The following is a 21,016-nucleotide window of genomic DNA, read 5'->3' on the forward strand; positions in this document are numbered from 1 at the left end:
TCTGTAAATTTTAGCGTGTCCATGGTCCTCGGCGTCCAAATGGGGGTCTATTTTCCCGCTTAGACGTGTTTTGAGAACTCACACCGGAACGTTTTTGCGGGCGAGTATTTGTACCTGTTTGTCCACCGGCAAATTTGACCAAAGCTTCAATGCGCTTTTCTATAGGCGGGTGCGTGGCAAACATGCCGGCAAATCCTGTCCGTGCATTTTCAAAGGCCATCTCTTTAATTTCAGCCGGTACATTGTGTAATTCAGCGCGTCCTGAAATTTTCTGAAGCGCACGTATCATAGCGTCAGGGTTTTTGGTAAGCTCAACAGCTCCAGCATCGGCCATGAATTCACGCTTGCGGGACAGGGCAAAGCGCGTGAGCATTGCCAGAAGATAGGAGACGCCAATAATGGCTATGGCGAAAAAGATAAGGGCTCCCGCATTGCCGCCGCCGCTGCGTCTATGATGGTCATTTCGCGCCAGATTTGTTCTAAAGACGCTTCGCACTAAACCCTCTCCGACAAAGGCAAAAATACCAACGAAAATAACAGCAATAATCAGAAGCCGCACGTCGCGATTGCGGATATGAGACAGTTCATGCGCGATAACGGCTTCAAGCTCTTCGTCATCGAGGTTTTGCATGAGGCCCCGCGTCAGGGTCACAGTGTAATTTTTATCTCGAATACCACTTGCGAAAGCATTCATTGCAGGGGTTTCGATGATTTTTAGTTTTGGAGTGGTTTCTCCTCGCGAGATCGATAGATTCTCTAACAAGCGATAAGCGCGGGGTTCTTGGGATATTGTGACGGACTTGGATTTTGTTGCCATGTCAATCATGGCTTGATGACCCATAAATGCGATTGCAAACCAGCCGCCGGCAGCCCCTAAAGCAATGGGAGCCGCGCTGGGCATTGTATTCAGAGCATAGACTAAACCCTGCTCGGTATTCATGTCAGAGGATATTGCGGTCCAAAGCAGGATAAGACCAAAGGCCATAAACAGCAACAGAACAGGAAATAAAATCAACAACACAACCGAGCGCAAGTTGTTGTTCCAAATATGTGTCTTCAGGCCATAAGCTTTCATCATGGCAAAAAGTCCGTGCGCTTAACCCTATGTATCGAAGTCAACAACTGGAGCTGTTTGAAGCGCTTCTCGGCCTTCAGGGGCTTCGAAAAACTCACGCGCGTGGAAGCCAAAGGGACCTGCTACGAGAACAGCCGGGAATTGTTCGCGGGACGTGTTATATTCTTGAGCAGCATTATTGTAAAAACGGCGAGACGCGGCGATCTTATTTTCAACATCTGCGAGTTGATCTTGGAGCTGAAGGAAATTGGTATTGGCTTTAAGGTCAGGATAGGCCTCAGCAAGCGCAAAGAGTTTACCAAGCGCTTGGGTTAAGAAGCCTTCTGCCGCCGCGGCGTCTTTGGGTGTGTCTGCTGAGACAGCCATGTTACGCGCCTTGATAACATCCTCAAATGTGCCTTTTTCATGTTTAGCGTAGCCTTTGACCGTATTGACGAGTTGAGGGACAAGGTCTTGGCGTTGCTTGAGCTGCACTTCAATATCGGACCAAGCTTGATTGCAAGTTTGTCGAAGGGCAACAAGACGGTTGTAAATACCGATAATGATGACGGCAAGAATGACAATAATGCCAAGGATAACGAGTAAAATTTCCATGAGTGTCCCCTAATTCGGAATGTGTTACTAGTTTAGCGGAAAAATCCTACAAAAGACAAATGATTTAATTGAGCATGATTGCAGGGAGTTTAGTCGCCATGCTCGGTATGAAGATTACAAGTAAAATCACAAAGAGCTGTATCATAATAAAGGGCAAGACACCTCGGTAAAGCGCCGTTGTTGTAACTTCAGGCGGCGCGACGCCTCTTAGGTAAAATAATGCAAAGCCAAAAGGCGGCGTGAGGAAACTAGTCTGCAGGTTTAGCGCCATCAAAACGCCAAGCCAAATGGGGTCCATGCCCGTCGCCAGAAGAGGCGGCGCGACTAGAGGCACGACCACAAATGTGATTTCAATAAAGTCTAAGAAGAACCCCAGAATAAACATGACAAGCATCACAAGGGCTAAGGCGCCCCACTTGCCGCCGGGTGCTGCGCTTAGGAGTTCTCCGACAAGCTCATCACCTCCGAACCCACGAAAGATAAGGGTAAAGACTGTCGCGCCAATCAGGATAACGAACACCATGCATGTAATATGCATTGTGGTTCGCGAGACGTCGCCGAGCTGTTTATTGCTTATAAGCGGCAACATAGAGAAACCCGTTCCAATAATCGCCATTCCCGCCAGAGCTAAGGCCAAGCTAACAGCTATGCGTTCAGAGCCCGTCCAGTCATTCTGATCAAAGCGCATATCCACGCCTGTCAGGTTAATTACAACAAGTAAGATTAAACCTATGGCCGCCAGCAATGCGGCCCTACGTCCCAAGGTCGTTGGCGCAATGCGGTAAGCGGCCAGCAATATTGCGCCCAAAGCGCCCAAAGCGGCACCGCGTGTCGGCGTTGCATATCCTGACAATATAGACCCCAGCACGGCAATAATAAGGAATATCGGTGGTAGCATCGCTATTAGAGTTTTGCGAATAAAGGCCCATGGCGACACACCCTCAGGCCAGTCCTGCGCCGGAGCCATTGACGGTTTAAGAATAGCGGTGATAGAAATGTAGAGTGCATAAAGCGCGACTAGTATAAGCCCTGGCAATAGCGCTCCAGCGAATAAGTCCCCGACGGAGACAACTCCGGTAGCCTCAAGGCCAAAACTGCGCTGCGCTTCTTGGTAAGCATTGCTCATTTGATCGCCCAAAATAACAAGCACGATAGAGGGCGGAATGATTTGCCCTAAGGTTCCCGAAGCGGCAATGGAACCTGAGGCGAGGGAAGGCGCGTAATTTCGTTTCAACATGGTTGGTAAGGACAATAACCCCATAGTAACGACTGTCGCACCAACAATGCCAGTGGAAGCTGCGAGAAGCGCCCCTACGAAGACAACTGAGACGCCCAGACCGCCTTTCAGGGGGCCAAATAAATCCCCCATGGCCTCTAGCAAATCCTCAGCAATGCGGGACTTTTCAAGCATAACCCCCATAAAAACAAAAAGCGGGACAGCCATGAGAATTTCACGCGTTATTAGCGGATAAATACGGCCAGGTAATGAGAGAAGGAACTCAGCTTCAAATGTCCCCGTCGCAACGCCTAGCGCTGCAAAAATCAAAGAGACGCCGCTAAGCGTAAAGGCCACACTATAGCCGCCCATCAAACCGATACAGGCGAGAGCAAACATCGCTATGGCCAATATCTCGGCCATTAGTGCTCAAGCTCCTGCTCGGAAAAAAATTGCGGTGTATGGGGCGGTCGTTCAGGCCTGTCTTGTCCGCTTAGGCACATAGCAGCGCGTAGGGCGATAGCGAGGCCTTGAAGGATCATCGTTACAGCAAAAATAGGAATAAGCGTTTTAAGAAGAAAATCACCCCTAATGCCATCTGCATCTGATGACCCTTCGAAAATACGCCAAGCAAAACTGACAAAGCCCTGAGAATTCCAGAGAATTATAAGACAGACAGGCAGGAGCAGGGCGTAATAACCCATGAAGTCGATAAGGGCGCGGGTCTTTGCGCTCATCCGTACATGGAAAACATCCACTCTAACATGCTGCCCTGCGAGTAATGTAGCCGCGGCTCCGAGCATGATGACTGAGGCATGGAAATAATCCGCGCTTTCAAAAAGTTTCGTCCAACTTTGGCCAAAAATAGAAAGCGCGAATACAGTGAAAGCAACTGTCAGAACTAAAATTGGAAGAAGCCACTTGACGGCTTCGCCTGTTGCGTAAGAAAAACTGTCTATTGTGCGAATGATAGCTTTTGAAATTGATTGTAAGATATTGATATTAGGCAGAAAAATATAGATTAATGGCAAGAGAAGTATCGGCATAAAAGCCCAGCCTATGGCTTTAACGGCGACCCCCAAACTTATAATGACTTCCCCAGTATCCATTTTAAGTTTTTAACGCTGCTTGACGGGCGCGGATATAGCGGCCATCACTCATTTCCGTCCAGCCGCGATATTCATTTCGGGCAGCCAGATAGGAGTCGTATATTTTTTTTGTACGCGCATCTGATGAGCCTAATTCACGGACGACATCTTCACTTATCTTCCCAATCTTTATCATGATTTCATCACTGAAGAAACGAGGTTCAATGCCGTGCTGCGTTTTTAGAATGTTGAGCGCTCTGGCGTTTTCATAGGTATATTCGCCAAGGCTAGCATCATTTGCCGCTTTGCAAGCAAAGCTAATCATGGCCTGTTCCGAGGCGCTAAAACTATTCCAAACGTCAAGATTGATACCTACAGCAAGAGAAGCTCCTGGCTCATGAAATCCCGGCGCGTAATAATAAGGGGCCTCACGGTAAAATCCAAAGGCATAATCATTCCAAGGGCCAACCCATTCTGTGCCGTCGAGTAAGCCTGATTGTAGCGCCTGGTAAATCTCACCGCCCGGCATGTTCACGGGCGCAGCCCCAAGGCGCCTGAGGACTTCTCCGCCTATGCCCGGCATCCTAAACCTCAGACCTTTAAAGTCCTCAAGAGAGTTCATTTCTTTTTTGAACCAACCGCCTGTTTGGTGGCCTGTATTTCCGGCTTGGAAAGGCTTGATGTTAAAGCTGGCAGACAGTTCATCCCATAATTTCTGGCCGCCGCCATGATCTATCCACCCCATTATCTCTGAGGCGGTCATGCCCATGGGCACAGCTGTGAAGAATGAAAAGCCTTTGGACTTTCCTTGCCAGTAATACTCCGCGCCGTGATACATATCCGCCGCGCCTGTTGACGTCGCATCGAAACATTCAAGCGCCCCGACAAGTTCTCCAGCAGCATAGACTTTAACGTCTATTCGGCCATTGCTCATATCATAAAGCGCTTTGGAGAAACGGTTAGGCATCTGCCCCAAGCCCGGAAAGTCTTTGGGCCACGTCGTGGCCATGCGGAATTGTTTCAGTCCTTTGGAGATATTTGGCGCGCCTATCTTTTTCTCGGTTTTAGCCGCAGCGGGGGTTTTGGGATTTTTACCAAGTATTGCTGCAACCCCTGTGCCTGTCGCGACGGCAGCAGCGGCTCCTAAAATGTGACGGCGTTTCATTTGCCACTCTCCATGACACGCCATCCTTCAGCGCCAAGAATTTCACAAGGCTGAAAACGAGCTTTGTAATCCATTTTAGGGCTCCCTTCGACCCAATACCCCAAATAGAGATAAGGTAAGTCTTGTGATCGACAGCGACTTATTTGATCCAATATCATCAAGTTGCCAAGACTGCGCTTTCGCTCTTCTGGATTGAAAAAGCTATAAACCATCGACAGCCCGTCCTGCAGTCGGTCAATTAAAACCGCTGCTATAAGAGTGTTGGATGTGTCGCGATACTCGATGATTTCAGTTTCCGCTGAGCATTCTTCAACCATCATTTCATAGCGAACAAAATCCATCTCTGACATTCCGCCGCCATGATGACGGGAGATTAAATAACGGTGGAGAAGATCATATTGCTCTTCTGTTGCAAAGGATTCTTGAACGGTCATTGTGAGGTCAGCATTATTGGCTTTAATGCGGCGAAAGCTCTTACTTGGTGTAAATTCCGCCGTTCGTATACGAAGCGACCGGCACTCGCGGCAAGTTTCGCATGCTGGCCGATAGATCACATTCTGTGATCGCCTGAAGCCTGCATGCGTTAGGTAGTTATTTAAATGAGGGCCCGTTAAGGGGTCGAGTTGCGTAAATATTTTACGCTCCATGCGTCCCGGCAGATATGGGCATGGCGAAGGAATCGTCAGGTAAAACTGTAGTCGATTCGGATCAAAAGGTTGCGTCATAAGGCTCTATATCACGCTATATTTGAAAGAACAGAGGAACGAGGAGTGTGAAGCTAATCCACATAAGGAAAATAAGAGGGATACCAAATTTGGCAAAATCAGCGAAATTATAGCGCCCTGGGCCCATCACTAACAGGTTCGTTTGATAAGCAATAGGTGTCGCAAAAGAGCAATTTGCTGCAAAAATGACCGTCATAACCATGGCTATGGGATCTATGCCCGTCTGTTGGCTTATTGCGAGTGCTATTGGCGCAAATAGCAAGGCTGATGCGCTATTGGATATGATGTTGGTCATAAGCGCGATTAACAAGAAAACAGCCGCTATTAGGACATGATTACCAAAGGGCTGGAAAGTCTCGACGGCTTTCATGCCGATATAGGCGGCTCCGCCAGTATTTTCTAAGGCTAGCCCCATGGCGAAAGCTGCGCCGATCAGCAAGAAGATTCGCATATCCAATGCGCGTACCGCCTGACGTATGTTTAGGCACCCGCTCATAATCATAGCGAGGGCACCACTTAGGGCAGCAATTTCAATCGGGACAAAACTCGTGGCTGCGGCAAATATAGTCCCAGCGAAGATAATTCGTGCAAATAGAGATTTTCGAATATCCGGGAGTTCCGCTTTTGACCAGTCGAGTAATAACAAGTCCCGGTTATTGCGCAGTTCTCTCATGTCTGCGTCATATCCAAATAGCAGCAGCACATCACCAGCCTCAAGGCGTATTTCAAGCATCCGTTTTCGGATCATTCGTGAGCGGCGCTGTATGCCCAAAACAAGGCATCCTGTCTGCCGCCTGAAACCGACTTGCTCAATGTTGCGTCCGATCATACGTGAGCCCGGCGCAATAACGGCTTCGCTGATGATGATGGCCTCTGTATTTTCACCTGTCTTACTCTCATCGTGGAAGCCGGCAATGTTGAGCATACCTTCCAGATATCGAGGACTCGAGGATAAGAGATTCGAGAGAGATTTACGGGTTGCGGCAACAATCAAGACGTCACCTGTTTGCAAGGCATGTTCGAAAGGCGGTAGCAGGCCTTTTTCGCCGCGTTGTATCATACGAACTGTTACGTTTTTTAGCGCAGGGTAGAGGCCTGCAATAGGTTGTGTGCCTTTCAACGGATGGTTCTCAGTTACGCGTATTTGCGCAATATATTGTTGTCCGGACTCGCTGACTTCTTTTTCGAGACTTTTGCGTTCGGGCAATAGATATGGAGAGGCCAAGATAATATAAATAGCGCCAATGGCCGCTAATACTATTCCCATTGAAAATTGAGAGAAAAAACCAAGTGACATATCGCTGCTGCGTTGCAGGACGTCATTAACCAGAAGGTTAGTCGAAGATCCGATCAGCGTAGTCATACCCGCAAGAATACACATGAAACTTAAAGGCATCATGTAGCGGGACGCTGAGCGGCGCAGCCTTGATGACATGGCGGATAAGACAGGAATAAACATAACGACAACCGGCGTGTTATTCATAAACATAGACACGGCAAAGGCGACAGCAAAGACAAGGAACAAAGTGCGGCGGGGGCTTTTGTCGAGCGCATTATTGATGCTCATGATTGGGCCTTCGAGCGCCCCAGTCTGAAACATGCCTTGACCGACGACAAGCAAAGCCATGATGGTAATAAGGGCAGGCGCCGCGAAGCCTGATAGAAGGGAACTGCTATCAAGTCCCTCAGAACCGGGAGGCGAGAAGAAGTGAAAGAAAATCAAGAGCGCCGCAATGACGCCCACTGAAATCGTCTCTATTGAATAACGTTCTCTAACATAGAACCAGACAGCAATCAGAACGATGAGCATTGTCGCCCACATCTGCCAACTGGCTGTTATCGTGAAACTATCCATCCTTAAGGGTTCTGCCTTTTTTTGAGTTAATTCTCAATTTTAGAAAAAACTGTCATATCTTTATTTGATTGAATAGAAGCGCGTAAGGCAAGGATATTTTGGAGATTTATAGATGGCCAGATGTGCATTTTTAGGTTTGGGCGTTATGGGATATCCCATGGCTGGGCATTTATTAAGAGCCGGACATCAAGTGACTGTATGGAATAGGACAAAGTCCAAATCAAAGTTGTGGTCAGATGAGTATGACGGCCAGTTTGCGGATACTATTGAAGAGGCTGTCAAAAACGCTGATTTTGTTATGATTTGCGTCGGGGATGATCCGGATGTTTATGCCGTCGTCACGCCAGCTTTGAAAGTTTTGGAAGCGGGTAGCATCATTGTTGATCATACAACAGCTTCGGCTGAATGCGCTCGTGAATGTCATGGAATGGCTATGGCTAAAGGTATTGGTTTTGTAGATGCGCCGATTTCAGGAGGAGAAGCTGGAGCGGTAAATGGTCAGCTCACAATTATGTGCGGCGGTGATAAAGAAGACTATATAAAAGCAGAGCCAATTATGGAGCCGTATGCGAAAGCAATGAAATTAATGGGCCTAAGCGGAGCAGGACAGCTCACCAAGATGGTCAATCAAATCTGCATTGCAGGAATTTTGCAAGGATTGGCCGAAGGTGTTCATTTTGCGCAAAAAGCGGGTCTTGATATTGATGAAGTCATTCAAGCTATTGGTAAAGGCGCAGCGCAAAGCTGGCAGATGGATAACCGGGCTTCCACCATGGGGCGCGATGAATATGACTTTGGTTTTGCGGTGGATTGGATGCGCAAAGATTTGGGGATAACCTTGAAAACAGCCAAAGATGTTGGTGCTGAATTAGTGCTAACGAAAATGGTGGACGAATATTATAGTGATGTTCAAGAAATGGGCGGAAATCGATGGGATACGTCTAGCCTACTAAAGCGCTTAAGCTAAATTTACCGCGAGAGCCATTCGGCAGCCTTGGGTGCGAAATAGGTCAGAATGCCGTCACAACCCGCGCGTTTGAATCCGTTCAGGCTCTCCATAATAATACGCTCCTCGTCTAGCCAACCATTTTGCACTGCCGCCATCATCATGGCGTATTCGCCGCTGACTTGGAATGCATAGGTGGGCATGGCAAACTCGTCTTTAATACGGCGGATAATATCAAGGTAAGGCATTCCCGGCTTGACCATCACCATGTCGGCACCTTCGAGAATGTCCTGTTCGACTTCACGTAAAGCTTCATCGCTATTGCTAGGGTCCATTTGGTATGTGCGCTTATCACCTTTGAGAGCTGACGCGGTGCCGATGGCGTCGCGATAAGGGCCGTAAAAACCAGACGCATATTTGGCCGCATATGACATTATCATTACATCAGAATATCCACTGGTCTCTAGGGAGTTGCGTATGGCTCCGACGCGGCCATCCATCATATCAGAAGGGGCGACAATATCCGCACCTGCATCCGCCAAAATCAAGGCACTTTCAGCTAAAAGTTCAACGGTTGGGTCATTTATAATAGTCTCGCCTTCCATTAAGCCATCATGGCCGTGGTCCGTGTAAGGGTCGAGCGCCACATCAACGATTATGCCTATCTCAGGTACTGCGGCTTTGACTGCGCGAACAGCCTCGGGAACAAGACCATTAGGATTTAGGGCTTCACTGGCATTGGCATCTTTGAATTTTGAATTGATGTGTGGAAACAAAGCAATAGCGGGAATTCCCAAAGCCCGGGCACGCTCAGCTTCTTTTACGATCTCGCTCAAATTCACACGTTCAACACCCGGCATAGATGGTACCGGGCTGCGCTTATCAGGCCCATCAGATAAAACGATTGTCCATATAAGATCATCTTGTGTGAGAGCATTTTCACGAACTAATCGGCGCGACCAATCTTCGCGGCGTGTGCGACGTAAACGCATGTGAGGATAGGTGGACACGATTAACTCCATAGTTTCAAACGTTTATACAAGCCGTTTCAATTTTTGATATGAGACAATTTGCGACGTTTGAGTAGTGGTAATTTAAATGATTTCCTATATATGGAAGTTGAAAACAAATTTGGGAATCCCATTATGGGTGCGAAATTCAGAGAAAAATTCCAATCCGCGGTCGATAATGTCCGTGAAGAGGGACGTTATCGTATTTTTCGGGATATTCGGCGCAAAGCAGGAGCTTTCCCCGAAGCGACATGGTTTAAAGACAATAGTGAGCAAGACATCACTGTTTGGTGCTCGAATGATTATCTGGGCATGGGCCAGAACGAATGTGTTGTTGAGGCAGTGAAATCCGCCGTTGATGCCGCTGGAACAGGATCAGGTGGGACGCGCAATATTTCAGGCACGACGCGTTATCATGTTCAGCTCGAACAAGAACTTGCCTCGCTTCACCAAAAGGATGCGGCACTGGTTTTAACGTCGGGGTATGTTGCGAATGAAGCGACTTTGGGAGTTATGAGCAAAATCCTGCCTGGCCTTGTCATTCTGTCTGATGAAATGAATCACGCCTCTATGATATCTGGTATCCAGCGCGCACGTTGCGAGAAGAAGATCTTCAAGCATAACGACCTTGCAGATCTCGAAGCTAAGCTCAAAGAGCTGCCTTTTGAGGCCCCTAAACTTATCGCTTTTGAATCTGTTTATTCCATGGATGCGGATATTGCCCCAATTGAGCAGATTTGTGATTTAGCGGATAAATACAATGCTTTAACTTATATTGATGAAGTGCATGCCGTAGGTATGTATGGTCCTACAGGCGGCGGTGTTAGCGAAGAACGCGGCTTGATGGACCGTATTGACATCATTCAAGGTACACTAGCCAAGGCTTATGGTATGGTTGGTGGTTACATCGCAGCGGATAGCGTCATCATTGATGCGGTGCGCTCTATGGCGTCTGGCTTTATTTTCACGACGTCTATACCACCCAGCACAGCGGCAGGGGCCTTGCGGTCTGTGCGGGTTTTGAAAATGACGCCTGAAAAACGCGCTCAACATCAAGAACGTGCGAATGTCCTCAAGGCCCGTTTCCGTGAAGTCGGGTATGATTTTATTGACGGCGAAACACATATTGTTCCTCTGATGGTCGGCGACCCCGTCAAATGCCAAGCAATATCAGATCGCTTGATTGAGGATTTCGGCATCTATGCGCAACCCATCAACTTCCCAACGGTTCCACGCGGCACAGAGCGCTTGCGTTTCACGCCAAGCCCATTCCACACAGATGCCATGATGGATGAACTCATGAGCGCTCTGGACATTGTTTGGGCTGAATTTGGCCTGAAAAAAGCGGATGTTGCTTAGAGACATGTAAAATTCACCTCTCGCATTGCGATGCAGCCTATTTCAAACTATCTCGCCCGTAGAATTTAAAAACGGAATCATCCCATGACAGATCAAAGTACTGCCCATCTAGGCAATTATTTCAGTCAATCCCTTAAAGACCGTGACCCTGAACTTTTTGCGTCAATGCAAGACGAATATGACCGCCAGCAACATGAAATTGAGTTGATTGCGTCTGAGAACATTGTCTCAAAAGCCGTTATGGAAGCGCAAGGCTCCGTTCTGACAAACAAATACGCCGAGGGCTATCCGGGAAAACGTTATTATGGCGGTTGTCAGCATGTGGATGTGGCGGAGCAACTTGCAATTGATCGCGCGTGCGAACTTTTTGATTGCGGCTTTGCTAACGTACAGCCCAATTCTGGGTCCCAAGCCAATCAAGGTGTTTTCTTGGCGCTTTTACAGCCTGGGGATACGATTTTGGGAATGGATTTAGCTTCTGGCGGTCACTTAACGCATGGTGCTCCGCCGAATATGTCCGGTAAGTGGTTCAATGCAATTGCTTACGGCGTAACGAACGACACAAATCTGATTGATTATGACCAAGTGGAAGCTCTTGCGGTCCAACACAAGCCAAAGATGATTATTTGCGGTGGTTCAGCTTATTCACGTCAAATCGATTTCGCTCGTTTCCGCGCAATTGCGGATAATGTTGGCGCCTACCTTCATGTGGATATGGCTCATTTCGCAGGTCTTGTGGCCGGCGGAACGCATCCTTCGCCTTTCCCTCATGCCCATGTCGCGACAACGACAACGCATAAAACACTGCGCGGCCCTCGCGGGGGGATGATTCTGACAAATGATGAAGTTTTGGCAAAGAAATTCAATTCAGCGATCTTCCCAGGTCTGCAAGGCGGCCCGCTTATGCATGTGATTGCAGGTAAAGCAGCAGCCTTTGGCGATGCTTTAAAGCCTGAGTTTAAAGCTTACAGCCAAGCCGTGATTGATAATTGCAAAGCTATGGCTGAGGCTCTTGTTGAGGCTGGTTATGCGGTTGTCACAGGCGGCACAGATACGCATTTGGCGCTGATTGACTTGTCTCCCAAGGGCGTGAAAGGCCGCTCTGCTGAAAAAGCATTGGGCCGCGCTTATATCACGTGTAACAAAAATGGTATCCCGTTTGATAAAGAGAAGTTCACTATCACATCTGGTATTCGCGTTGGATCACCTGCTGGAACAACGCGCGGATTTGGAACGGCTGAATTTAAACTCATTGGTGAGTTAATGGCTGAAGTTCTGGATGCTTTGGCTGAAAGCCCGAAGGGAAATCCCGAAGTTGAAGCTTCTGTGCGTGAGCGCGTAAAAGCCCTTACCGCTAAATTCCCAATTTATGAAGGCTGAGGCAAAGCATAGGTAACTGTCGCGCGGCTTGAGAGTTTTTTGCTGTTCTTGCCGCGAATATTGACAGCAATGACAGCCAGAGAGCGGCCTAATTTGACCATTTTACCCTCGATATGAACTATTTCGTCTTGCAAAGGGCGAAGAAAATCTATGTTGAGATTGGATGTTAGCGCCATAGGTGTGATGCCAAGCCGCGTAAATATGACAGCATAAGCAATGTGATCAGCAAGCGCCATTTGAGTCGGGCCTGAAACAAACCCTCCGGGCCGTAAATTGCTATCATCCATTGCGGCTTCCATAATGATATGATCCGGCTTGGCAAGCGTAATATCAGGTATCGCGCCGCGATTTCCAGTGAAGTTTTCTTTGAAAAACTGGTTCATGTCTTGGGCTGAAACTTTACTCATGTGGGCTCAATTCTCTAAGCTGATGCAGACACTTAACCCATTTGCGCTTCCGAGCAAACGTGTTACTTAACTGCTCATGCGTTGTCCATTTTGTAGTTCCGAAGATACTCAGGTTAAAGATAGCCGTCAGGCCGAAGATAATACAGCTGTTCGCCGTCGTCGCCTCTGCGGAAAATGTGCGGGCCGGTTTACGACATTTGAGCGCGTGCAGCTTAGAGAACTGACAGTTGTGAAAAAATCAGGGCGCAGAACGCCTTTCGATAGGGATAAACTTGCGCGATCGATTATGATTGCGATGCAAAAACGTCCCGTGGAACCAGAACGGATTGAGCAAATGATTAGTGGCGTAGTCAGGCAGCTTGAAAGCGCCGGTAATTCAGACATTACATCCGACCATATCGGCGCACTTGTCATGGAAGGTCTCGCAGGTCTCGATAAGGTGGCTTATGTTCGCTATGCTTCAGTCTATAAAGACTTCCGTGCGACAGCTGATTTCGAGACCTTTATCGAAGAAGAAAAACTTGATTCTGAAGAGAGCGAAGAAGAGTAAATCTTGGCACGGCCCCGTATTACACTGAAACTTGCGACCTCCCTAGACGGTAAAATCGCGCTCGCCAATGGCATGTCAGAATGGATAACCGGAGAGAAAGCGCGGGCTGAAGGGCGTAAACTTCGCGCGCGGCACGACGCCATCGCTGTTGGGGCTAATACCGCCGTTCTTGATAACCCCCAATTGACAACACGTATTGATGGGGAAGAAGATCCTGTCCGCGTGATTTTCGATACAAATCTTCGATTATCATGGCGATCAAACCTTGCAAGGACGGCTAAGAAAACGCCTGTCTGGCTGTTCACGAATGTGACCACAGGTGAGAATGCCGAAGCTTTAGAAATGCAGGGCGTTAGATTGCTCAAAACACCTTTAAATGATGGTCTTGATTTGGGTTTTGCGATGAGTTTTCTTCATGAATATGGCATTGCATCGCTTCTCGTTGAAGGCGGCGGGACATTGGCGGCAAGTTTTTTGCGCCTCGATGCTATTGATGTGATTGAGTGGTTTAGGGCGCCTATCATTTTAGGGGGTGACAGCCGAGGCTCAATAGGTGATTTGGGGCTCGAAAATATGAACCTCGCCAAGCGGTTCAATCGTATTGAGATTAGAGATTTGGGCGATGACCTTTACGAAAGATATGAGCGGATAGTTTAGTGTTTACGGGTATCATAACAGATATAGGAATAATTAAGTCCGTTACGCGCGGAACTGGCGGAGAGTGGGGCGATACGCGTATGGATGTGACCTGTGCATATGACACTGACACAATCGATATCGGGGCCTCTATTTCTCATTCAGGGGCGTGTATGACTGTTATTGAGAAGGGCCCTGAATGGTATGCTATTGAAGTTTCCGATGAGAGCCTGTCTAAAACCACCTTGGATGATTGGGATGAGGGCACGCGGGTCAATCTCGAGCGGGCTTTGACAGGCAAAGATGAAATGGGTGGACATTTAGTAACCGGCCACGTTGATGGTGTCGGAACTCTGATTAGCCTTGAAGAGATTGCCGGATCTCACAAATTGCGGTTTGAAGCACCTGCCGAAATAGCCTTTGGTATTGCGCCCAAAGGTTCTATCACGATTGATGGTGTGTCCCTGACGGTGAATGACGTGGAGAACAACCAATTTGAGGTCAATATCATTCCTCATACGTGGCAAGTCACCACATTGGGGAAATTACAGGTTGGGAGCAAAGTAAATCTGGAAATCGACCTCATAGCACGTTATGTGGCCAGATACTTAGAGAATTCCCGGGCGCGTACGAAAGCATAGCATGTCAGATATCAAATTGAATGAAGCCGACTCTCAGCAAACCTATAATCTCGCAACACCAGAAGAAATTATAGATGATGCCCGAAATGGCCGGATGTATATCCTTGTGGATGCTGAAGACCGTGAAAACGAAGGGGATCTCATTATCCCAGCTCAATTTGCAACACCTGATGCTATCAACTTTATGGCAAAATTCGGCCGTGGTCTAATTTGCTTGGCTATTGAACAGGCAAAAGCAGATGTTTTGGGTTTGTCGAATATGTCTGCTGATAACCGCTCACGTTTTGAAACAGCATTCACACAATCCATTGAGGCTCGTGAAGGTGTTACGACAGGGATAAGTGCTGGTGACCGCTCGCACACAATTCAAACCGCGATAGACCCAGAGAGTCGTGCTGATGATATTGTTTCTCCGGGGCATATGTTTCCGATTATTGCCAAGGATGGCGGTGTTTTAGTGAGAACAGGTCATACTGAAGCGTCAGTGGATATCTCGCGTATGGCGGGACTAAACCCATCTGCCGTGATTTGCGAAATCATGAATGATGACGGCACAATGGCACGTCTAGACGATCTTGTTAAGTTTGCTCAATTCCATGGATTGAAAATCGGCACGATTGAAGACCTTGTGGCCTATCGTATGAAGAAAGATCACTTCGTAAAGCATGTTGCGTCGTCTGATTTCACCTCGCAAAATGGCGATGATTTTAAAATTCATGTCTATCGTAACTTCCTCGATGGAAAAGAGCATGTGGCTCTGTCTAAGGGAACGCCAAGCGATGATACTGAGACTCTTGTGCGTGTTCATAAAGTCGATTTTGCGGGTGATATTCTCTATGAAGAAAGCCCGCGTTCAGGTTTGATTTGGGATGCGATGAAACAGCTCGCTGCGCATGACGGGCATTCCGTTCTCGTCCTTATTCGGGAAGGATCTATCGACACTCTTCTGGAGCGCCTCGGAGCCCATAAGAGCTTTGTGGACCGCAAGGAACAGAATATTCGTGAATATGGCGTTGGCGCGCAAATCCTCGCTCACCAAGGTGTTCAAAAGATGCGCTTGATTACGAATACCATGCCTAAACTCATTGGGCTTGAGGCTTATGATCTTGAACTTGTTGGCATCACGCCACTTGTCAGCGGAAGTAAATAGATATGAAAATGCTCGTTATCGAAGCACGATTTTATGATAAAATCTCTGATGCGTTATTAGAGGGCGCACTAGGCGCCCTCCAAGAGGCGAAAGTTGAAATCACAAAAGTAACGGTTCCCGGGGCTTTGGAAATTCCGCATGTTATCTCAATGGCAGAAGCGGCAAATGCAGGGTTTGACGGTTATGTGGCCTTGGGCTGTGTCATTCGCGGTGAGACGACGCATTATGATTATGTCTGCCAGGAAAGTGCTCGCGCTATTATGGATTTGGCTGTTAATCAACAACTCGCTATTGGAAACGGAATCATAACAGTTGAAAACGAAGACCAAGCTTGGGCACGGGCGAGTAAAGACAAAAAGGATAAAGGTGGTTTTGCCGCAAATGCGGCATTGAAAATGATCAAAATCAGATCTGAGCTTAGTACAAAGCAATGAACAAGGGGCCTCATTCAAAGCTCCGCCGTGCCGCGCGATTAGCCGCGGTTCAAGCGCTTTATCAAATGGATGTTGGCGGTTCGCTTTCGACCTCAGTCGTAAAAGAATTTATTGAGCATCGCTTTGGACATGAAGACGAAAAGGATTATATTGTCGCCGATGAAGAGTTTTTCTCTGATCTTGTCGAAGGCGTTGTAAAATTCCAAAAAGAAATCGATAAGAGTATTTCGGATAATCTTTCTGAGAAGTGGTCATTAAAGCGTCTTGATCTAACTCTACGGGCGATTATGCGTTCTGCTGGATATGAAATTCAACGCCGTCCCGATGTTCCTGCGCTCGTGATTATAGATCAGTACGTGTCAATTGCAGCTGATTTCTTCGAAGGTAAAGAGCCAGGTTTTGTTAATGGCGCTCTCGATAAAATGGCCAAGGCTGTGCGCGGAGCCGAATTTGGCCTTATTGGCGGACCTTCTGCGAGCCATGGGTGAATTTGACTTTATAGCCACATATCTTGCCCCCCTCGCAGGGCCTGGCGGGTTAGGTTTGAAAGATGATGCGGCCTTTTTAAAACCGCATAAAGGCAAAGACCTAATTCTAACCAAAGATACCATGGTTGAAGGCGTACATTTTCCTAATGGTCATTATGGCGGCGACACAGCTGAGAAGCTCTTGCGAGTGAACCTGTCTGACTTGGCCGCCAAAGGTGCCAATCCAATAGGCTACTTACTCTCTATTGCTTGGCCAAGAGATATTGAAACACGATATTTTTCTGGATTTGCTGCAGGACTTAAGGATGTTCAAGATGCCTATGATTTCACTTTGCTTGGAGGAGACACCACATCAATCGATGGGCCTATGGTTGTTAGTGCCACTTTGCTTGGAGACGTACCAGAAGGCAAAATGGTGCGCAGATCCGGCGCAAATATAGGCGATGACATATGGGTGACAGGAACAATTGGTGATGCTTATTTAGGTTTACAGTCTGTTCTTGGCGATGCGCTTGAGCCTCAGCCCGATGCTCAGGATTTATGGCATTTCGAAGAGGCTTATTATCGCCCGGAACCCCGCCTCTTATTTCGTAAAACTTTGCGGACTTATGCCAATAGCTGTGCAGATATATCCGACGGATTAGTTGCGGATGCACGGCACCTGGCCAGAGCTGGTGAGATGAGGCTCGTTATTGATGCGGATAAAATACCGCTTTCCAGAGCCGCCGGCGCGTGGCTTGCAGGCCAAGAAAACGAAGAAGAAGCCTTCAAGACACTCATTACAGCGGGTGATGATTATGAACTCGTTTTTTCAGCATCTCCTGATGATGCCAACATGATTCGTAAAGGCGTCAAAGCTATAGGAGGAAGAGTGTCAAAGGTTGGAACTGTGGAAAACGGTGAGGGCGTTTCCATTTTATCGGATGGCAAAGTCATAACTTTTGATAAGGCTGGCCATACACACTTTTAGATTTTCCAAAGAAAAACCCGAAAGAAGGTCTGACCTTTTTTCGGGCTTTTAAGAAGACCTGGTTGGCGTCATCTAACGACCGCCTGGTCCTCCTCCCCCCCCGGGAATGTCTTGCTGTCCGCCAATTTGTTCTGTTGGCAAACGTCCGATGGTGCCGAAAATCTGCTCAAGTACTGAAAGCTCTCGGCCACGAGTCGGTGTTTTTCTGTTTACGTAATCAACATAGCGGCCATCTTCAATACCATATTCAGCGACTTTGGTAACTTGACCATCTTCGTTAAATGTAATTGCTGTTATGCTTCGGTCTTCGACTTTTGGCCGCAGATACGCATAACGCTGACGCACCGCATTCATATAAAACCATGTGTCGTCTTTGATGTCTTCGTCAAATGTTGATTTTACTGAAGGGTTACCGAGGCGTGCCAATACGGTTGCTTTAGTATCAGTATCAGGGTTCACTTCTTGTGGTTTAGCATCCACGGTAGGAACATATCCATGTGTTCGAAGAACGGGGTTGCAAGCTGTTAAAACCCCAGCGAGCGCGGCAAGTGCGACAGTTTTAGCAATGAAACGAGTCATATAACGCTTTTGTTTGTTTGAACTTTCGCTATGACCTAGCGAAACGCCCATTGGCTGGCAATAGGCTATGTGTAAATTTAACGGATTGTAAGTGACAGGATTTTTCAGCAAATTATTTGGACGTAAAGACCCCGCCTTAGAAGACGCCGCGAGGATTTACAGCGCGCTAATGGAGCAAGCTCGCAAAGCAGAGTTTTACGGAGATGGAAAAGCCCCTGATAATTATGACGGCCGTATTGATATTTTAACTTTGCACATCGCCGTTATCTTGGAAGCTTTGTCGGTTCATGGCAAACAAGGTGAGCTTCTTTCGCAAGCTATTTTTGATGTCATGCGTGATGATTTTGAGATTGCGATGCGCGAAGAGGGCCTTTCAGATACAGGAATAAAACGCCGTATAAAGCCCATGATGCAGCTCTTTTACACACGGGTTAAGGCCTATACTCAAGCAATTAAGAGCCCCGAAACTAAAGTCAGTCTTGAGCAGGCGCTTAAAGACGGGCTTTTGGAGGGCAGAGAGAGTATGTATGCATCGAGCTTAGCGGCCTACACGGTGTCGTTTTCTCAAAATCTTCAGGATATTAGTTTGGGTCAAATCGCCTTAACTGATTTTGCTATTCCGGAAGCGCCAAACCTTTAAAACCATCTGAATTCTTTCACCAATTTTAGTTAGCCTCTCACAGCTTCATCCCTTATAGACCCCTTGAATATAAGTTTTAGGAAGGGCTTTATGCTCGAAGGGTTAATAGTTTCGATTGATGCTATGGGGGGAGATGATGCTCCTGGTATCGTTATTAAGGGCATCGAGTATTTCCTGAAACACGAGGGAAAGAACAGACGTGCCCGTTTTTTGCTGCATGGTGATGAAAAGGCTCTTGCGCCGCTACTTTCCAAAGCCCCCTTAACCAAAGCCCGTTCGGAAGTCCGTCATACAGAGCTGTCTATCGCCATGGACGAAAAGCCTTCACAAGCGCTGCGGAGAGGTAAGGGCAGTTCCATGTGGAACGCGATTGAGTCCGTAAAGCAAGGGGAAGCGACAATTGCCCTTTCTGCCGGTAATACGGGCGGGTTGATGGCGATTTCGAAAGTGCGGTTGCGTATGAAACCTGGCGTTCAAAGGCCAGCCCTTGCCGCGACCTGGCCGAACGCAAATGGTATGGGTGTGGTGCTTGATGTAGGAGCAAACGTCGATTGCGATGCGGCACAACTCACCGAATTTGCTGTGTTGGGTGAAGCTTATTACCGGGCACTGTATAAAGTCAAAAGCCCCCGGGTTGGACTTTTAAATGTCGGCTCCGAAGAAGGAAAAGGTAATGATACCGTGAAGGCGGCACATGAGCGTCTTTCCCAAAGTGAACTTGGTTTGAATTATATTGGGTATGTAGAGGGCAATGACATCTCAATGGGCGGAGCCGAAGTTTTTGTCACTGATGGCTTTGCCGGAAATCTTGCTTTGAAGACGGCTGAGGGAACGGCCAAGCTGATTGGGACATATTTTAGGGTCGCTTTGCAGAATAGCGTTTGGTCTAAATTTACAACTTTTTTGAATATGTTCGCGCTGCGCAAGCTTCGCAAACAAATCGATCCGCGTAATGTCAATGGCGCTGTATTGCTAGGTCTCAACGGCATTGTGATTAAAAGTCATGGCGGGACAGATCACGTTGGCTTTTCTACGGCGCTTGGCAAAGCCATTGGCTTGGCGGAGAGTGACTTCATGGAGGAGATTGACCGTACGCTTGATGCTTTGCATGAGGAAGATGTCGATATAGGATTTATCGCATGATCCGGAGTGTCATCAAAGGTATCGGCAGTTACCTGCCGCAGAAGATACTATCCAATGCTGAGCTTTCAGAACGCGTTGAAACCTCAGATGAGTGGATTCGTGAACGTACCGGAATAGGGCAGCGTCATATCGCGGCTGAAGGGGAATGTACTTCTGACCTCGGTCTCGCCGCCGCTCAAGCCGCTTTGAACGATGCAGGTATGAGCGCTGATGATATTGACCTTATTGTTGTTGCCACGACAACCCCCGATTATACCTTCCCGTCTACGGCAACGATTATTCAGCATAAGCTTGGTATAAAGCATGGAGCAGCCTTTGATCTGCAAGCCGTGTGTAGCGGTTTTATTTACGGCGTGAATGTCGTGGATGCTCTGCTGAAATCTGGCACAGCAAAAAATGCATTACTGATCGGCGCGGAAACATTTTCCCGTATTTTGGATTGGGAAGACCGCACAACTTGCGTCCTGTTTGGGGATGGGGCTGGAGCTGTCGTGGTCTCTGCGCAAGAAGGTTCGGATGACGGCATCTTAAGCACATTCATCCGCTCCAATGGTGAACACCGCGAGCTGCTTTATGTCGATGGCGGGCCGTCCAAAACACAGACTGTCGGGCATGTGCGAATGATCGGAAATCAAGTCTTCAAACACGCCGTCAAAGACATTGCAGGCGCAATGCAGGACTGCGCTGAAAAGGCAGGTATTCCCATTTCTGATATTGACTGGTTTGTGCCGCATCAAGCCAATCAGCGTATTTTAAACGGCGTAGCAAAGCGGTTAAAGCTTGACCCAAAGCAGGTCATCTCAACCGTTGAATATCACGCGAATACCTCTGCGGCCTCCGTCCCGCTCGCAATGGATGTTGCTGTCAAAGATGGCCGCATTAAACGCGGCGACCTCGTCATGCTCGAAGCTTTTGGCGGCGGCTTTACTTGGGGCGCAGCGCTTTTTAAGTTTTAAAGGCTTCTA

Annotated in this window: 23 protein-coding genes; 13 read left to right on the plus strand and 10 right to left on the minus strand. The window is 47.8% G+C overall.

The genetic code is table 11. From position 1 onward, the window contains the following. Positions 1-10: 10 nt before the first annotated feature. From F569_RS15730 to F569_RS0100195, 7 genes are all read right to left on the minus strand, one after another. Positions 11-1,078: a M48 family metallopeptidase gene (locus tag F569_RS15730; RefSeq protein ID WP_051279008.1), complete on the minus strand. Its 1,068-nt coding sequence runs from the start codon at positions 1,076-1,078 to the stop codon at positions 11-13. Between the two features lie 24 nt (positions 1,079-1,102). Next, positions 1,103-1,669 (minus strand): LemA family protein, encoded by a 567-nt coding sequence (locus F569_RS0100170; RefSeq protein ID WP_026940520.1) that lies wholly within the window; start codon positions 1,667-1,669, stop codon positions 1,103-1,105. Positions 1,670-1,733: 64 nt separating this feature from the next. Then, positions 1,734-3,308, minus strand: coding sequence for a TRAP transporter large permease (locus F569_RS0100175; protein WP_026940521.1), 1,575 nt, complete (start codon positions 3,306-3,308; stop codon positions 1,734-1,736). Continuing rightward, positions 3,308-3,994, minus strand: a complete 687-nt coding sequence (locus F569_RS15735; RefSeq protein ID WP_051279010.1) for a TRAP transporter small permease subunit — start codon at positions 3,992-3,994, stop codon at positions 3,308-3,310. Before F569_RS15735 ends, F569_RS0100175 begins: the two co-directional genes overlap by 1 nt. A gap of 1 nt (position 3,995) precedes the next feature. Then, on the minus strand, positions 3,996-5,138 hold the full coding sequence (locus F569_RS0100185; protein ID WP_026940522.1) for a TRAP transporter substrate-binding protein: 1,143 nt from the start codon (positions 5,136-5,138) through the stop codon (positions 3,996-3,998). Then, a complete protein-coding gene (locus F569_RS0100190) occupies positions 5,135-5,863 on the minus strand; it encodes an arginyltransferase (RefSeq protein ID WP_026940523.1) in 729 nt (242 codons plus the stop codon). The genes F569_RS0100185 and F569_RS0100190 overlap by 4 nt, the downstream gene beginning before the upstream one ends. A 16-nt stretch (positions 5,864-5,879) precedes the next feature. After that, positions 5,880-7,718 (minus strand): SLC13 family permease, encoded by a 1,839-nt coding sequence (locus F569_RS0100195; protein WP_026940524.1) that lies wholly within the window; start codon positions 7,716-7,718, stop codon positions 5,880-5,882. A gap of 112 nt (positions 7,719-7,830) precedes the next feature. On the opposite strand from F569_RS0100195, the gene F569_RS0100200 reads away from it, so the two are divergent. Then, positions 7,831-8,685 (plus strand): NAD(P)-dependent oxidoreductase, encoded by an 855-nt coding sequence (locus F569_RS0100200; RefSeq protein WP_026940525.1) that lies wholly within the window; start codon positions 7,831-7,833, stop codon positions 8,683-8,685. 2 nt (positions 8,686-8,687) lie between these two features. Here the strand turns inward: F569_RS0100200 and hemB are convergent, their stop codons facing one another. Beyond that, positions 8,688-9,656, minus strand: coding sequence for a porphobilinogen synthase (gene hemB / locus F569_RS0100205; RefSeq protein ID WP_324603223.1), 969 nt, complete (start codon positions 9,654-9,656; stop codon positions 8,688-8,690). 120 nt (positions 9,657-9,776) lie between these two features. Here hemB and hemA point away from each other — a divergent pair, with 120 nt between their 5' ends. Continuing rightward, positions 9,777-11,033: a 5-aminolevulinate synthase gene (hemA, locus tag F569_RS0100210; protein WP_233353548.1), complete on the plus strand. Its 1,257-nt coding sequence runs from the start codon at positions 9,777-9,779 to the stop codon at positions 11,031-11,033. 84 nt (positions 11,034-11,117) lie between these two features. Next, positions 11,118-12,413, plus strand: a complete 1,296-nt coding sequence (glyA, locus tag F569_RS0100215; RefSeq protein WP_026940528.1) for a serine hydroxymethyltransferase — start codon at positions 11,118-11,120, stop codon at positions 12,411-12,413. Here the strand turns inward: glyA and F569_RS0100220 are convergent. Then, a complete protein-coding gene (locus F569_RS0100220) occupies positions 12,401-12,820 on the minus strand; it encodes a PaaI family thioesterase (protein WP_026940529.1) in 420 nt (139 codons plus the stop codon). The genes glyA and F569_RS0100220 overlap by 13 nt on opposite strands. A 76-nt stretch (positions 12,821-12,896) precedes the next feature. Between F569_RS0100220 and nrdR the strand changes: the two genes are divergently transcribed. The 7 genes from nrdR to thiL are packed head-to-tail and all read left to right on the plus strand — an operon-like array spanning position 12,897 to position 17,689. Continuing rightward, positions 12,897-13,370 carry a transcriptional regulator NrdR gene (nrdR, locus tag F569_RS0100225; RefSeq protein ID WP_026940530.1) on the plus strand — a complete coding sequence of 158 codons (474 nt, stop codon included), beginning with the start codon at positions 12,897-12,899 and terminating at the stop codon, positions 13,368-13,370. Between the two features lie 3 nt (positions 13,371-13,373). Then, a complete protein-coding gene (locus F569_RS0100230) occupies positions 13,374-14,027 on the plus strand; it encodes a RibD family protein (RefSeq protein ID WP_026940531.1) in 654 nt (217 codons plus the stop codon). After that, positions 14,027-14,647: a riboflavin synthase gene (locus tag F569_RS0100235; protein WP_026940532.1), complete on the plus strand. Its 621-nt coding sequence runs from the start codon at positions 14,027-14,029 to the stop codon at positions 14,645-14,647. Before F569_RS0100230 ends, F569_RS0100235 begins: the two co-directional genes overlap by 1 nt. Position 14,648: 1 nt before the next feature. After that, a complete protein-coding gene (ribB, locus tag F569_RS0100240; protein WP_026940533.1) occupies positions 14,649-15,797 on the plus strand; it encodes a 3,4-dihydroxy-2-butanone-4-phosphate synthase in 1,149 nt (382 codons plus the stop codon). A 2-nt stretch (positions 15,798-15,799) separates the two neighbouring features. Beyond that, a complete protein-coding gene (gene ribH / locus F569_RS0100245) occupies positions 15,800-16,231 on the plus strand; it encodes a 6,7-dimethyl-8-ribityllumazine synthase (protein ID WP_034386960.1) in 432 nt (143 codons plus the stop codon). Next, complete coding sequence (gene nusB / locus F569_RS15740; RefSeq protein ID WP_051279012.1) at positions 16,228-16,719, plus strand: transcription antitermination factor NusB; 492 nt, start codon at positions 16,228-16,230, stop codon at positions 16,717-16,719. Before ribH ends, nusB begins: the two co-directional genes overlap by 4 nt. Then, entirely contained in the window at positions 16,682-17,689 is a 1,008-nt protein-coding gene (gene thiL / locus F569_RS0100255) for a thiamine-phosphate kinase (protein ID WP_162143702.1), read from the plus strand. The genes nusB and thiL overlap by 38 nt, the downstream gene beginning before the upstream one ends. A 72-nt stretch (positions 17,690-17,761) precedes the next feature. Here the strand turns inward: thiL and F569_RS0100260 are convergent, their stop codons facing one another. Beyond that, a complete protein-coding gene (locus F569_RS0100260) occupies positions 17,762-18,268 on the minus strand; it encodes an outer membrane protein assembly factor BamE (RefSeq protein WP_034387290.1) in 507 nt (168 codons plus the stop codon). A 91-nt stretch (positions 18,269-18,359) separates the two neighbouring features. Between F569_RS0100260 and F569_RS0100265 the strand changes: the two genes are divergently transcribed. From F569_RS0100265 to F569_RS0100275, 3 genes are all read left to right on the plus strand, one after another. Continuing rightward, positions 18,360-18,908 (plus strand): ubiquinol-cytochrome C chaperone family protein, encoded by a 549-nt coding sequence (locus F569_RS0100265; protein ID WP_026940537.1) that lies wholly within the window; start codon positions 18,360-18,362, stop codon positions 18,906-18,908. 90 nt (positions 18,909-18,998) lie between these two features. After that, entirely contained in the window at positions 18,999-20,051 is a 1,053-nt protein-coding gene (gene plsX, locus F569_RS0100270) for a phosphate acyltransferase PlsX (protein ID WP_026940538.1), read from the plus strand. Continuing rightward, on the plus strand, positions 20,048-21,007 hold the full coding sequence (locus F569_RS0100275) for a beta-ketoacyl-ACP synthase III (protein ID WP_026940539.1): 960 nt from the start codon (positions 20,048-20,050) through the stop codon (positions 21,005-21,007). Before plsX ends, F569_RS0100275 begins: the two co-directional genes overlap by 4 nt. Positions 21,008-21,016: the final 9 nt, after the last annotated feature.

Source organism: Hellea balneolensis DSM 19091, assembly GCF_000428525.1.
GTDB lineage: Bacteria > Pseudomonadota > Alphaproteobacteria > Caulobacterales > Maricaulaceae > Hellea > Hellea balneolensis.

Excerpts from the sequence above, each read along its gene's own strand:
- F569_RS15730 (WP_051279008.1), bottom strand. The coding sequence starts at position 1,078 with ATGATGAAAGCTTATGGCCTGAAGACACATATTTGGAACAACAACTTG.
- F569_RS0100170 (WP_026940520.1), bottom strand. The coding sequence starts at position 1,669 with ATGGAAATTTTACTCGTTATCCTTGGCATTATTGTCATTCTTGCCGTC.
- F569_RS0100175 (WP_026940521.1), bottom strand. The coding sequence starts at position 3,308 with ATGGCCGAGATATTGGCCATAGCGATGTTTGCTCTCGCCTGTATCGGT.
- F569_RS15735 (WP_051279010.1), bottom strand. The coding sequence starts at position 3,994 with ATGGATACTGGGGAAGTCATTATAAGTTTGGGGGTCGCCGTTAAAGCC.
- F569_RS0100185 (WP_026940522.1), bottom strand. The coding sequence starts at position 5,138 with ATGAAACGCCGTCACATTTTAGGAGCCGCTGCTGCCGTCGCGACAGGC.
- F569_RS0100190 (WP_026940523.1), bottom strand. The coding sequence starts at position 5,863 with ATGACGCAACCTTTTGATCCGAATCGACTACAGTTTTACCTGACGATT.
- F569_RS0100195 (WP_026940524.1), bottom strand. The coding sequence starts at position 7,718 with ATGGATAGTTTCACGATAACAGCCAGTTGGCAGATGTGGGCGACAATG.
- F569_RS0100200 (WP_026940525.1), top strand. The coding sequence starts at position 7,831 with ATGGCCAGATGTGCATTTTTAGGTTTGGGCGTTATGGGATATCCCATG.
- hemB (WP_324603223.1), bottom strand. The coding sequence starts at position 9,656 with ATGCGTTTACGTCGCACACGCCGCGAAGATTGGTCGCGCCGATTAGTT.
- hemA (WP_233353548.1), top strand. The coding sequence starts at position 9,777 with ATGGAAGTTGAAAACAAATTTGGGAATCCCATTATGGGTGCGAAATTC.
- glyA (WP_026940528.1), top strand. The coding sequence starts at position 11,118 with ATGACAGATCAAAGTACTGCCCATCTAGGCAATTATTTCAGTCAATCC.
- F569_RS0100220 (WP_026940529.1), bottom strand. The coding sequence starts at position 12,820 with ATGAGTAAAGTTTCAGCCCAAGACATGAACCAGTTTTTCAAAGAAAAC.
- nrdR (WP_026940530.1), top strand. The coding sequence starts at position 12,897 with ATGCGTTGTCCATTTTGTAGTTCCGAAGATACTCAGGTTAAAGATAGC.
- ribB (WP_026940533.1), top strand. The coding sequence starts at position 14,649 with ATGTCAGATATCAAATTGAATGAAGCCGACTCTCAGCAAACCTATAAT.
- ribH (WP_034386960.1), top strand. The coding sequence starts at position 15,800 with ATGAAAATGCTCGTTATCGAAGCACGATTTTATGATAAAATCTCTGAT.
- nusB (WP_051279012.1), top strand. The coding sequence starts at position 16,228 with ATGAACAAGGGGCCTCATTCAAAGCTCCGCCGTGCCGCGCGATTAGCC.
- F569_RS0100260 (WP_034387290.1), bottom strand. The coding sequence starts at position 18,268 with ATGACTCGTTTCATTGCTAAAACTGTCGCACTTGCCGCGCTCGCTGGG.
- plsX (WP_026940538.1), top strand. The coding sequence starts at position 18,999 with ATGCTCGAAGGGTTAATAGTTTCGATTGATGCTATGGGGGGAGATGAT.
- F569_RS0100275 (WP_026940539.1), top strand. The coding sequence starts at position 20,048 with ATGATCCGGAGTGTCATCAAAGGTATCGGCAGTTACCTGCCGCAGAAG.